The sequence below is a fragment of the Streptomyces sp. NPDC052910 genome (assembly GCF_055585605.1).
In genome coordinates this window covers 96128-108240 of record NZ_JBVJJR010000004.1, presented here as the reverse complement: position 1 = coordinate 108240, position 12113 = coordinate 96128, and the positions used below count along the sequence as shown (strand labels likewise).

The following is a 12113-nucleotide window of genomic DNA, read 5'->3' as shown; positions in this document are numbered from 1 at the left end:
GGCTCCCCCCGGGGGATCTTGCCACTCACGCGTTCGAGCGTCCCGGGCAGGACCCCCGCCGGACGCGGGAGTTGGGCATTTCGCCTGCCCCGGGGCGGGATCCGCGGCAGGGCCCGGGACGTGACCCGGGGCAGGGCTCGCGGCATGCCCTCAGCCCTGTCCCGAAGCCCGCCCCGCCGCCTGCCCCGCGCCCCGTCCCGGACACCGCGCCCGCGCGCCCCGCGCCCGGTTCGCGCGCCCGGGGCACGGGAACGCGCCACACGGCGGACGAGTGGGGAGACGGGCGCCGGAAGGCTGGACAGTCCCCCTTGACAGCAGGACCATGCGCGCACACCGGACCGGCACAGGGGGCTCCATGGCGGACATGAGTGCGCAGCCGTACTGGGAACTGACCTTCGGCAAGGACGGGCGCGTCGAACCCGGCGAGCGGGACGCCCTCCTCCAGGGCGCCGCCGACGAACACCTCACCGACGTGGTCGTCTTCGCGCACGGCTGGAACAACACCCGCGCCACGGCCACCGCCCTCTACCGCCGCTTCTTCAGCCCCTTCCCCACCCTCCTCGTCTCCCTCACCACTCTCGCGGACCCGCCGCGCGTCGGCTACGTGGGGGTGATCTGGCCCTCGCTCCGCTTCGCCGACGAGGCACCGCCGTTCCTCCGGGGTCTCCTGGGCCTTCCGGGCCTCCCCGGCCCGTCGGCCGGCACGACCGACACGACCGGCACGGACACCACGACCGGCACGGACACCACGGCCGTCCCCACCGCCCCCGGGCTGCCGCCCGGCACCCGCGAGGCCCTGGCCCTGGCCTTCCCCGGCCGGGATGCGGTGATCGGCAGAATCGCGGAACTCGCCGAGCGGCAGCCCGAGGACCGGGCGCGGCTGGAGGAGTTCACCGGCCTCGTCCGCACCCTGGTCAACCCGCGTCCCCGGGAGGCCGAGCGGGAGGGGGGCGCCGACGACGCCTGGGCCCGGGACACCGAGTCCGAACCGACGGTTCCGGCCATGTTCGCCGACAGCGCGGTGGAGGTGTGCGGGCGGTTCGCCGCGGCGCTGGAGTCCACCGGCGCGGTCCCGGCCCCCGGTCTGTTCGGCGGCGCACTCGGCCGGGTCTGGCGCGGAGCGCTCGAACTGCTGCGGCAGGGCACGTACTGGGAGATGAAGCGGCGGGCCGGTGTGGTCGGGCGGCAGGGGCTCGGCCCGGTGGCGGGCGAGCTCGCCGGACGCGGCCCGCGGGTGCACCTGGTCGGCCACAGTTTCGGCGCCCGGCTGGCCGCGTTCGCGCTCGGCGGGCTGCCCGACGGCGTTCCCGTCGGCTCCCTGACCCTGCTCCAGGGCGCCTTCTCGCATTACGCCTTCTCGCCCCGACTGCCGTTCGCGCCCCGGCGGGGCGGCGTGCTGAACGGTCTGACCGAGCGCGTCGCCGGCCCGCTGGTCTGCTGTCACTCCCGGCACGACACCGCTCTCGGCACCCTCTACCCCCTCGCGTCCCGGCTCGCAGGCGACGCCGACTCACTGCTGGGCCTGGACCTGACGCGCTGGGGCGCCCTCGGTTACGACGGCCTCCGGGACGTGCCGGGCTGCTCGGCCCGCACCCTCGCCGAGGCCCTGGCGGACGGACTCCCGGCCGGCGGCTGCGTCAACCTCGACGCCTCGGAGGTCGTCCGGACGGGTGGTCCGCCCTCCGGCGCGCACAGCGACATCTGCCACGAGGAGCTCGCACGTGTCGTCCTTCTCGCCGGACTGGGCATGCGCTAGCGGACGGGACCGACCCGCGCCGCCCCGGAGGGATCCGAAACGAGCCGCGGTACGTCCCAGTCGTGTCGGCCGCCCGCGGCCGGCACCAGGCCGTCCGAGTCCGCTCGCCGGAGGTGGAAGCAGTGGCAGGTTTCAGAGCTCTCGCGCGAGAGGTACGCAACCCGGGGAACACCATCGCTCTGCGACGGACGTCCCTCCGCAAGTGCCTCGAACGCTTCGCCCCGTACGGTCACCGGGCCACCTGGCACCATCTGTGCGCCCGGTCGGGGCTGGCCCCCGACGACCGCTCGCCCGACCCGGAGCGGCTGATCCGGGCGCTGGAGGAACTGGAGGAGGCCCGTGAGCTGTGGCTGGCCTACGAGGTGGAGTTCGCCGGCCGCCGCCGGCGCGAGAAGCACGACGGCATCCGCCAGCCCACCGCCCTCGACGACTGGCACCGCAACACCTGGGGCGGGTGTGACATCGTCCCCTGCGCCTCCCCCGACCTCCAACCGCGGGCCAGGCTGGCGGACGTGCTGCGGCGGGTGATCGACGCGATGGAGTCGGCCCCCGGGGACTCCTGCCCGGTCTGCGCGCAGGAGCACATCGAGTGGCGGACGGGGCTGGAGCGGCATCCGTGGGAGGGGCCGGTGTGCACGGACTGCGGGATCGTGGTGCCGGTCGCCGTCCTCACGCCGCGGGCGCTGGCCGCGGCCCGGCGGTACGCCTTCGCTCCCCGGTACGCGGCGGCGTGAGGAGGCGGCGGGCCTTCCGGAGGGTGCCGCGCCGGCGCCGCCCTCCGGAAGCGGCCCGGGCCCGGGGCGGGTTCAGCCGAGCAGCGAACCGCAGCCCCGCCGCCCCCCGAACAGGTCGTCCGGGTTGGACAGCGCGCACTTGTCCAGCGAGAGACAGCCGCACCCGATGCACCCGTCCAGCCGGTCCCGCAGCCGCTCCAGCCGCTTGATCCGCTCGTCGAGCTCACCACGCCACGCCTCGGACAGCCTCGCCCAGTCCTCGGCGGTCGGCGTGCGCTCCTCCGGCAGGCGCGCCAGCGCCTCGCGGATCGTGGCGAGCGGGATGCCCACCCGCTGCGCGGCCCGGATGAAGGCCACCCGGCGCAGCGCGTCGCGGTCGAACCGACGCTGGTTGCCGGCCGTGCGGCGGCTGCCGATCAGGCCCTTGGACTCGTAGAAGTGCAGGGCGGAGACGGCGACGCCGCTGCGGGCCGCCAGTTGCCCGACGGTCAGTTCGTGAACGGTCACGGGTATCTGTGGCACGGTTCCCGACCCTACGTCAGCGGCCGGCGTCCGCGTCGCCCCGGTGGCCGACCATCCGCAGGGCCAGCCCCGCGTACAGCTCGCCGACCTCCTCGGGCGTGCGCTTGCCGTCGTCGCGGAACCAGCGTGCGACGTCCACACAGAGGGAGAGCAGGGCGAGGCTGGTGCCGCGCACGTCCGGGACGTCGAACTCCCCGGAGGCGACGCCGTCCTCGACGATCGACCGGACCGCGGCGTCGGTCTCCCGGCGCAGCTCGGTGATCTCGGCCCGGTGATCCTCGGCGAGCGCCCCCAGTTCGTACTGAACGACCCGGGCGGTGGTGTGGTGTTCGGCGTGCCAGCGCACGAACGTCCGTACCGCCTCGGCCAGCCGCTCCGCCGCCCCGCCGGAGCCGTCCCTGGCCCGGGTGAGGAGGTCAAGCGCGAGGCGGTGGCCCACTCCGCTGATCCGGTGGAGGAGGTCCTCCTTGGTGCGGAAGTGGATGTAGAGGGCGGCGGGACTCATCCCGGCCCGGCCGGCGATGTCCCGGGTGGTGGTGGCGTGGTAGCCGCGCTCGGCGAACGCCCGGACGGCCGCGGTGAGCAGCCGCCGGGCCGCGTCCGGTGTGACGTCCGCCCACTCCTCGGTCCGTCCGCCCCCGGCGTCCATACGTCCCCCTCGCCCCGACTCGGTCCCGGCTCGTCCCGGCTTTTCCCGCCCCTCCGGCCCTCCCCGGCCCGGCCGGCGGGAACGACACCTTACCCCGCGGCTGAGCAGGCGCTCGGCCCGCGTACACGGCGGTGGGCGCGGGCATGCTGCCCTCAGGCGGCGGCTGTTCAGGACCGGCCCGGGGCCGGCTCCGGACGGAAGGGGGACGGCATGGCGGGAGGACGGGTACGCGCGGTGGGGCGGGGCCGGACGGCCTGGGCGCGGCGGGACGGGCTGCCCCTGGCGGCGGCCGTCCTGACCGGCACGGTGGCGCTCCTCATGCTGCTCGTGGTCTTCGGCAACATCACGGACTTCGACACCAACCGGCAGTTCGTCCGGCACGTCCTGGCGATGGACACGACGTTCGGGGACGACGACCTGACCTGGCGGGCCGTCACCTGGCGCCCGCTCCAGGACGGCGCCTACCTGCTGATCATCGCCTGGGAGGCGCTGACGGCGGCGGTTCTGACGGTGGCGACGGCGCGCTGGCTGCGCGCACCGCGGCACGGTCCCCTCACCGGGTTCGCCCCGGCCCGGCGCGCCACGACGCTGGGGCTGGTGCTGTACCTGCTGCTGTTCGGCGTGGGGTTCCTGGCCGTCGGCGGCGAGTGGTTCGCGATGTGGCAGTCCTCGCGGTGGAACGGGGTGCCCGCCGCCGAACGCCACGTCGTGCTGGGCGGGCTGGTGCTGCTGGTCGTCCACCTGCCGGGGCTGCGGGACGAGGGCGTCCCGGGCTGAGCCCCGCCCCGCCCGGGGCCGGGAAGACCGCCCCTCCGGGCGGGGCTCAGAAGACCACCAGGGAACGCCCGCCGCGCCCGGCCAGCATCGACGCGAACGCGTCGGGGATGTCGGCGAGCCCGATCCGCCGCGTGATCAGGGACGACAGGTCGAAGCGCCCCTCACGCACGTGCTCGGCGAGGACGGGCAGGTCGCGGGCGGGGTCGGTGTTGCCGTAGACGCAGCCGGAGAGGGTCCGGCCGGAGTGGAAGAGTTCCAGGGCGGAGAAGGCGACGTGCCGGTCCCGGCCGCCGACGCCCACGACGGTGGTGCGCCCGCCGCGCCGGGTGGCCGTCCAGGCCGTCCGGATGGTCTCCGGCCGGCCCACGCACTCCACGGCCACGTCCGCGCCATGGCCGCCGGTGAGTTCGCGGATCCGCGCGACCGCGCCGTCCCCGGCGGGCACGAACGCGGTGGCCCCGCAGGCGCGGGCCAGTTCCTCCTTCTCCGGGGAGACCTCCACCGCGATCACCTGCCCCGCTCCCGCGAGACGCGCCGAGCGCACGGTGGCGAGCCCGACCCCGCCGACGCCGACGACCACCACCGACTCCCCCGGCCGCACCCGGGCGCTGTGGTGCACCGCGCCGTAGCCGGTGAGCACGGCGCAGCCCAGCAGCGCCGCCTCGGCCAGCGGCACGCCCGCGGGCAGCGGCAGGACGGCGGCGGCGCGGACGACCGTCTCCTCGGCGAACACGGCGGTTCCCAGGGCCGGGTGGAGCGGTGTGCCGTCCGCGCCGAGCGTGGCGTAGGGCTCGGGTGTGGTGGCGAGGGACTCGGCGCAGAGCCAGGGCTCGCCGATGCCGCAGAAGTGGCAACGGCGGCAGGCGGGCGCCCAGTTGAGCACCACCTCGTCCCCCGGCGCCACATGGGTCACACCGTCCCCGACGGCGGTGACCGTCCCCGACCCCTCGTGCCCGAGCACGGCCGGGACGGGCTGCCGGAGCGTCCCGTCCGCGAGCGACAGGTCGGAGTGGCACACCCCCGCCGCGGCGATCCGCACCCTCACCTGCCCCGGGCCGGGGTCCGGCAGGTCGATCTCGGTGACGCGGAGCGGGGCTCCGACGGCGGTCAGGACGGCGGCGCGGGTCACGGCGGGTCACCTCTCGGTCGGAGCCCGGCCGACGCGAGGAGCGCGCCGGGACGGGCCGGGACGGGGCCGGCGGGTCGTGCGCGGACGGAGCGTGTCCCGAGCGTCCTCAGCGGCCCCGGGACACCCCCGGTGAACCGCGGCTCAGCCTAGGCCCCCGGGCCCCCGCCGTCACGACCGCCCGCCGGGTGGCCTGGTGCGGCGGCCGGTTCCGGCCTCTCGGCGCGGACCACTCGCCGAGCGTCCGGGGAGCCGCGCGCCAGGGCCTTCCGCCCCCGTCACGAACGGCCTGTCCGGAGCCCAGTGACGGACGGCCTGTCCGAAGCCCGGTGACGGACGGCCCACCGGGCCACGGCGCGGGCGACGGCCCGTCAAGGTCTCCGTCACGGGCGGCCCGTCGAGGCCCGGTGACGACCGACCGCACCGAGCAGCGGCCGTCACGACCGTCCCTCGGCGGCTCCCGGCACAGTCGCCGGGCGCGGCCGCAGGGCCCTGCGGCGGGCCCGGCCGGCGGCCGCGTACCAGGAGGCGGCCAGGGCGGTGGCCAGGCAGAGTTCGACGAGGTCACCGCCGTAGTACATGAGCCGGGCGCCGGTGCGCAGGTCCGCCGGGGCGAAGGCCGTGCCGGGCGGCGGGCGGTCGTAGAGCAGCTTGGCGAGGACACCGTGGGCGGTGCCGGCGGCCAGCAGGGCGAAGCCGCGCCAGCCGGGACCCCAACGGCGGTGCAGCGGGGTGAGCGGCCCGGCGGAGAACGTGAACAACAGCCCGGCGGCCACCACGTGCAGCATGACGGCGGCGTGCACGAACGGCCGGTGATGAGTCTCGGCGAACAGAGGCGTGCGGTACAGCAGCCAGAGCCCGCCGACGTCGAGCAGCGCGGCGAACGGCGGGAACGTCAGGCAGGCGGCGGCCCGGGACCGGGCGAGGGCCGGCAGGGCCCGGCGCACACGGCCGGGCGGCAGGAGGCGCAGGGCCAGCGTGAGGGGGTGGCCGAGCACCAACGGCAGCGGTGCCGCCATGGCCACGACGAGGTGATGCCCCATGTGGGAGGTGAACGGCCCGCCCGGCGGCGGCACGCTCAGCGCCGCGGCCAGGGCCGCGGCCCCCGCGGCGAACGCCACGTCGCGATGGACGGGCCAGGCGTCACCCCGGCGGCGCAGCCGGGCCGCGGCGACCAGGTAGCCGATACCGGCCACGGCCGCGACGAGCGCGAGGACCCGTTCGGCGGGCCCGGGGCCGGTGGCCATCGCGTGCCCGGACGCCCCGGTCACCGGACCACTCCCGTCGGCCGCCGGCCACGAGCCCGTACGGCGGATGCGACGTCCACAGCCGGCAGGCACAACCCGGCCACGGGCCCGGGGTCGGGGGGCATCAGGTGCGCGAGCACCCCGGTCACCGGACCACTCCCGTCAGCCGCCGGCCACGAGCCCGTACAGCGGAAGCAGCGCCCACAGCCGGCAGGCACAACCCGGCACGAGCCCGGGAGGCATCAGGTGCGCGAGCGCCCCGGTCACCGAACCACTCCCCCCGGTCGCCAGCCACGGGCCCGTACGGCGAGTGCCGCGCCCACCGCCAGCAGGAGCAGTCCGGCGCCGTTCCACGCCCAGTCGTAGGGGGTGACGTCGACGCCGTAGCGGATCTGGTGGACGCGCAGCACCTTGTGGTCGACGGTGCCGTCCCAGAGCTGGAAGGCCCCCGCTCCCAGGAGGCAGCCCGCCCGGGCGTGGGCCGCCGCCAGGGCGCGGTGCCGGCCGAGGTCGGCGAGCAGGAAGCAGGCGGCGACCAGTGCCAGCAGTTCGGCGGTGTGCAGCAGCCCGTCGGAGAGGAGGGCGACGCCGGGCGTGGAGCGGTCGAAGAAGTGGTGCCAGTGGAGGATCTGGTGGAAGACGATCTCGTCCACGGCCGCCATCACCCCGACGCCCAGCAGGGCGCCGGCGGCCGTGGACCGACGGGCCGGGGGCGCGGGCGGTGGAACGGCGTGCCGGTCCCGGTGCGTCATGGGCGTTCCGGCCTCCCTCGGGGGGTGCGGGCTGGGGTGCGGTGGAGTGGGGTGCCTCGCCCGGGTACCCCGGGAAGGGCACGGTGTGCCCGGACGGACCGGACCGGATCGGCATCGGTCGGCGGGGGCAGCCGCGGCCCCGGCCCCGCCCGGTCCGGCCGCCGGTACGGGGATGTCCCGACGGCGGTCGGGTACCCGGGGTGGCATGAGGACACGCGTGGTGTGGGAGGGCCTGCTCGCCGGGGCCGCCGGGGTGGTGGTGATGGCCCTGGCGGAGAAGGCCGAGCAGCGGTGCAGCGGCCGCCCCGGATCCCGGGTCCCCGGCCGGGTGCTGCCCCGGCCGACCGGGCGCGACGGGACCTCCGACGCCGCGAACCGGGTCACGCGCTACGGCCAGGGCGCCCTGCCGGGCGTGCTGTGCTCCGCGATGGCCCGCGCCGGGCTGCGCGGCCCGCTGTCCTCCGCGCGGTGCGGTGTCGTGCGGCGCACCGAGGGCCGGCTCCTGGCGAACGCGACCGGCGTCGGCGCGCCCCCCGCCACCCGGTCGAGCGGTGAACCGGCCGTCGACCTGCCGCACAAGGCGGTGTACGCCCTCGCCTCCGGTGCCGTCACGGACGCCCGGGCCGCCCGCACGGGTCCCGGCCCCGGACTGCGCCACGCGGTCCGGCGCCCGGGGCGCCGCCCGGACGTCGGACCGCCGCCCCGTGCCGCGTGAACCCGGCCGCGGACGGACGGCCGCCGCCCCGTACGGCCGGGGCCGGTCCGCGCGAGACGCGCGCGGCGCGCGGCTGCGGTTCGACGGCTGGATCGCGGGGACCGGAACGGCCTCCGGGACCCGGCTCGTCCTCGGGCACTGGCCCCGTTCGCCGTTCGGCCCGTTCAGCGACGTCATGGTGGAGCACGCGGACGGGACGCGTCTGCTGCTGGCCCCCACCGAGGAGGTGGCGGAGTTCGTCGCCGCGACCTACGTCTTCGACCGGGTGGACGTCCGGCCCGTGACGGTGGTGCGGACGGGCGTCCACTGGGCGGTGACGGCGGGGCCGTTGAGCTGGCGCTTCACCACCGGCCCCCGGAGCCCCCTGGGGCGTCTCCTGCACGCCGTGCCCGCCTCGGCCGCCACCCATCCGCTCTGGATCCGCTCCGTCGGCCTGCCCGCCCGGCTGCTGGGCCTGCGCACCCACGGGGTGTCCCGGTCCGGGCGCCGGTCGTTCTACGGCGCGCGCGACCTGTGGCCGATCACGGGCGGGGACGTCCGGTGGGAGGGCACCGGCCTCGGGCCGCCCGCCCGGGTGGCGCCGCCCGTCCGGTTCGGGCCGGTGTCCGTTCCCCGGCGGCCCGCGCTGGTCCGCGTCACGACCCTCGTGGAGCCGGCGGGGGAACGGGATCCGGCGGCCGTGGCCGCCCGGTCCCGCGGCCGGCCCTGAGGCCGGGCCCGGCGGGAAGACCGGTACCGCCTCAGGGCCGGGAGACCGCGGGCCCCGGGAACCAGGCCGCGGCGAGTCGACAGAGGAGTCCGAGCCATGGCGCCGTCCGCCCCCGAGGAACCCGAGCGGCCCGAGCGGCCCGAGCACGTCACGGAACGCGTCACGTTCCCGTGCCTGACGGCCCGCTGGACGTGCCAGACGTTCCTGCACTGGCGCTACGAGCCGCGCGTGGTGCAGGCCCTGCTCCCCCCGGGTGTGGTCGTCGACACCTTCGACGGCGCCGCCTGGGTGGGGCTGACCCCGTTCGCCATGGCGTCCGTCCGGCCCCTGGGCCTGCCCCGTCCCCGGTGGACCTTCCCGGAGACCAACCTGCGCACCTACGCCCGCCTCGGCGACGGCAGGCCGGGGCTGTGGTTCCTCTCCCTGGAGGTGACGGTCCCTCCGCTGCTGGCCGCCCGGGGGCTCGGCATCCCGTACCACCTGGCCCGACTGCGGCTGCGGGCCGACGGGCCGGTGGTGCGGTACGCCGGTGAGCGGCGCGGCGGCGGCCCCGCGTACCAACTGGTCGTACGCCCCGGCGAACCGCTCGCGCAGGACGCCCTGGACGTCTGGCTGACCGACCGCCGGCGGGCCTACAGCCACGGCTCGGGCGTCCTGTGGGAGACGCCCGTCGAGCACGAGCCGTGGCGGCTGCGCGCCGCCCGGGTGGAGGAGGCGCACGAGACGCTGACCGCGTCCGTCGGGCTGCCGCCGCCGGAAGGGCCGCCGCTGGCCCACTTCTCCCCCGGCGTGCAGGGCGTGCGGCTGGCCTTCCCCCGCCCGGCGCGGTGACCGGGAGGGCGCGGCCTCAGGTCCCGTACCGGACCGCGGCCAGGGTGCGGGCGCCGCAGGCGGCGGCCGGAACGGCGAGCAGGGTGACGGCCACCAGGCGGCGGCGCAGCAGCTCGTACCGCCGGGCGTACTCGGCCCGCAGGCTCAGGCTCCGGTCGCGGACGCGTTCGAGGGCGCGGCGGTGCTGGGCCAGGCGTTCGCGGGTGTAGAGGTCGACGAGTTCGGCGCGCCGGTGGCCGTCGAGCCAGGGCAGGCGGTCCGCGAAGCGTTCGGCCGCCCGGCGGGCCTCGTCCGCCTCGGCCCGGAGGAGGAGGTAGCCCTCCAGCCGGTGGATGCCGGCGGCGACGTCCGGGGTGCCGGCCCGTGGGAGCGCCGTCCGGCTTCCGCCGTCGGGTCCGCTTCCCGCCCGCGTCACAGTGTGCCCGCCGAGTCGGATTCGACGATGTCGCGCCGGCCGACGTTCTCCTCTTGGTCGCGCTGGGCGATGTCCGGGTGGTGGAGGTCGAAGGCGGGCGATTCGGAGCGGATGCGGGGCAGGGTGCAGAAGTTGTGGCGCGGCGGCGGGCAGGAGGTGGCCCACTCCAGCGAACGGCCGTAGCCCCAGGGGTCGTCGACGTGGACCGGCTTGCCGTACTTGGCGGTCTTCCAGACGTTGTAGAGGAACGGCAGGGTGGACAGGCCCAGCAGGAACGAGCCGATCGAGGAAATGGTGTTGAGCCAGGTGAATCCGTCGGCGGCGAGGTAGTCCGCGTAGCGGCGGGGCATGCCCTCGGCGCCCAGCCAGTGCTGGACCAGGAAGGTGCCGTGGAACCCGGCGAACAGCGTCCAGAAGTGCATCTTCCCCAGTCGTTCGTCGAGCGTCTTGCCGGTGAACTTCGGCCACCAGAAGTGGAATCCGGCGAACATGGCGAAGACGACGGTGCCGAACACCACGTAGTGGAAGTGGGCGACGACGAAGTAGGAGTCGGTGACGTGGAAGTCCATCGGCGGGGAGGCGAGGATGACGCCGGTCAGCCCGCCGAAGAGGAAGGTGACCAGGAAGCCGGTCACCCAGAGCATCGGCGTCTCGAAGGAGAGTGAGCCCTTCCACATGGTGCCGATCCAGTTGAAGAACTTCACCCCGGTCGGGATGGCGATCAGGAACGACATGAAGGAGAAGAACGGCAGCAGCACCGCGCCGGTGGGGAACATGTGGTGCGCCCACACCGTGACGGACAGCCCGGTGATGGAGATCGTCGCGCCGACGAGGCCCGCGTATCCGAAGATCGGCTTGCGGGCGAAGACCGGGATGATCTCGGTGACGACCCCGAAGAACGGCAGGGCGATGATGTAGACCTCGGGATGGCCGAAGAACCAGAAGAGGTGCTGCCACAGGATGGCCCCGCCGTTGGCCGCGTCGAAGATGTGGGCGCCGAACTTCCGGTCCGCCTCCAGCGCCAGCAGGGCCGCGGCCAGCACCGGGAAGGCGAGCAACACCAGCACGCTGGTGAGCAGGACGTTCCAGGTGAAGATCGGCAGCCGGAACATCGTCATGCCGGGCGCGCGCATGCAGATGACCGTGGTGATGAAGTTGACCGAGCCGAGGATCGTGCCGAAGCCGGAGAAGACCAGGCCCATGATCCACATATCGGCGCCGACCTGCGGGGAGTGCGAGCCGTCCGACAGCGGGGTGTAGGCGAACCACCCGAAGTCGGCGGCGCCCTGCGGGGTGAGGAAACCGGCGACGGCGAGCAGCGAGCCGAAGAGGTAGAGCCAGTAGGCGAACATGTTCAGCCGCGGGAACGCCACGTCCGGCGCGCCGATCTGCAACGGCATGATGGCGTTGGCGAAGCCGGCGAACAGCGGGGTCGCGAACATCAGCAGCATGATCGCGCCGTGCATCGTGAACGCCTGGTTGAACTGCTCGGTCGACAGGATCTGCAGGCCCGGCCGGGCCAGTTCCGCCCGCATCAGCAGGGCCAGCAGCCCGCCGAAGGCGAAGAAGCAGAACGAGGTCACCAGGTACAGCGAACCGATCTTCTTGTGGTCCGTCGTGGAGAGCCAGTCCACCACCACCGCGCCCACACCGCGCGAAGGGGCGCGTTCCGGAGCCTCGGGCTCCATCGTCAGGTCCGCCATGTCCGTCCTTCCGCCTGCTTGCCGGAGGCGGAGGCCCGAACGCCCCACCACCCGTCGGGCCGCCCATGTCGGCGGTGCCCTCACCGTGATAGGGGTACGGCCCCTCGGGGACGCCGTATTGCGCCGGGCGTGGGCGTGGCCGTGCGGAAGGCTGTGGGGTGGCTGCGCGGTGGTCGT

Annotated in this window: 13 protein-coding genes; 6 read left to right on the top strand and 7 right to left on the bottom strand. The window is 75.6% G+C overall.

What is annotated here, in order from left to right:
• The first annotated feature begins 364 nt into the window (after positions 1-364).
• Both ACZ6X9_RS16760 and ACZ6X9_RS16755 read left to right on the top strand, forming a co-directional pair.
• A complete protein-coding gene (locus tag ACZ6X9_RS16760; RefSeq protein ID WP_469778746.1) occupies positions 365-1756 on the top strand; it encodes a serine-threonine protein kinase in 1392 nt (463 codons plus the stop codon).
• Between the two features lie 122 nt (positions 1757-1878).
• Complete coding sequence (locus ACZ6X9_RS16755) at positions 1879-2490, top strand: hypothetical protein (RefSeq protein WP_469778745.1); 612 nt, start codon at positions 1879-1881, stop codon at positions 2488-2490.
• A 72-nt stretch (positions 2491-2562) separates the two neighbouring features.
• Here ACZ6X9_RS16755 and soxR read toward each other — a convergent pair whose 3' ends face one another.
• Together soxR and ACZ6X9_RS16745 are read right to left on the bottom strand one after the other, a co-directional pair.
• Positions 2563-3012 (bottom strand): redox-sensitive transcriptional activator SoxR, encoded by a 450-nt coding sequence (gene soxR, locus ACZ6X9_RS16750; RefSeq protein ID WP_469778744.1) that lies wholly within the window; start codon positions 3010-3012, stop codon positions 2563-2565.
• A 16-nt stretch (positions 3013-3028) separates the two neighbouring features.
• Positions 3029-3661, bottom strand: a complete 633-nt coding sequence (locus ACZ6X9_RS16745; protein WP_469778743.1) for a TetR/AcrR family transcriptional regulator — start codon at positions 3659-3661, stop codon at positions 3029-3031.
• 210 nt (positions 3662-3871) lie between these two features.
• Here ACZ6X9_RS16745 and ACZ6X9_RS16740 point away from each other — a divergent pair, with 210 nt between their 5' ends.
• Positions 3872-4438 (top strand): DUF2165 domain-containing protein, encoded by a 567-nt coding sequence (locus ACZ6X9_RS16740; protein ID WP_469778742.1) that lies wholly within the window; start codon positions 3872-3874, stop codon positions 4436-4438.
• Positions 4439-4484: 46 nt separating this feature from the next.
• On the opposite strand, the gene ACZ6X9_RS16735 is transcribed toward ACZ6X9_RS16740, so the two are convergent.
• From ACZ6X9_RS16735 to ACZ6X9_RS16725, 3 genes are all read right to left on the bottom strand, one after another.
• Positions 4485-5567 carry a Zn-dependent alcohol dehydrogenase gene (locus ACZ6X9_RS16735; RefSeq protein ID WP_469778741.1) on the bottom strand — a complete coding sequence of 361 codons (1083 nt, stop codon included), beginning with the start codon at positions 5565-5567 and terminating at the stop codon, positions 4485-4487.
• A gap of 434 nt (positions 5568-6001) precedes the next feature.
• Positions 6002-6835, bottom strand: coding sequence for a cytochrome c oxidase assembly protein (locus tag ACZ6X9_RS16730; protein WP_469778740.1), 834 nt, complete (start codon positions 6833-6835; stop codon positions 6002-6004).
• 239 nt (positions 6836-7074) lie between these two features.
• A complete protein-coding gene (locus ACZ6X9_RS16725; protein ID WP_469778739.1) occupies positions 7075-7563 on the bottom strand; it encodes a DUF2243 domain-containing protein in 489 nt (162 codons plus the stop codon).
• A 205-nt stretch (positions 7564-7768) separates the two neighbouring features.
• Between ACZ6X9_RS16725 and ACZ6X9_RS16720 the strand changes: the two genes are divergently transcribed.
• The 3 genes from ACZ6X9_RS16720 to ACZ6X9_RS16710 all read left to right on the top strand — a co-directional run bounded on the left by ACZ6X9_RS16720 (position 7769) and on the right by ACZ6X9_RS16710 (position 9818).
• A complete protein-coding gene (locus tag ACZ6X9_RS16720; RefSeq protein WP_469778738.1) occupies positions 7769-8278 on the top strand; it encodes a hypothetical protein in 510 nt (169 codons plus the stop codon).
• 73 nt (positions 8279-8351) lie between these two features.
• Positions 8352-8987, top strand: a complete 636-nt coding sequence (locus tag ACZ6X9_RS16715; protein ID WP_469779172.1) for a hypothetical protein — start codon at positions 8352-8354, stop codon at positions 8985-8987.
• A 96-nt stretch (positions 8988-9083) separates the two neighbouring features.
• Positions 9084-9818, top strand: a complete 735-nt coding sequence (locus tag ACZ6X9_RS16710) for a YqjF family protein (protein WP_469778737.1) — start codon at positions 9084-9086, stop codon at positions 9816-9818.
• Positions 9819-9834: 16 nt separating this feature from the next.
• On the opposite strand, the gene ACZ6X9_RS16705 is transcribed toward ACZ6X9_RS16710, so the two are convergent.
• Both ACZ6X9_RS16705 and ctaD read right to left on the bottom strand, forming a co-directional pair.
• Positions 9835-10233 carry a hypothetical protein gene (locus tag ACZ6X9_RS16705; RefSeq protein WP_469778736.1) on the bottom strand — a complete coding sequence of 133 codons (399 nt, stop codon included), beginning with the start codon at positions 10231-10233 and terminating at the stop codon, positions 9835-9837.
• Complete coding sequence (gene ctaD, locus ACZ6X9_RS16700) at positions 10230-11936, bottom strand: aa3-type cytochrome oxidase subunit I (protein WP_469778735.1); 1707 nt, start codon at positions 11934-11936, stop codon at positions 10230-10232. Before ctaD ends, ACZ6X9_RS16705 begins: the two co-directional genes overlap by 4 nt.
• Between the last annotated feature and the right edge of the window lie 177 nt (positions 11937-12113).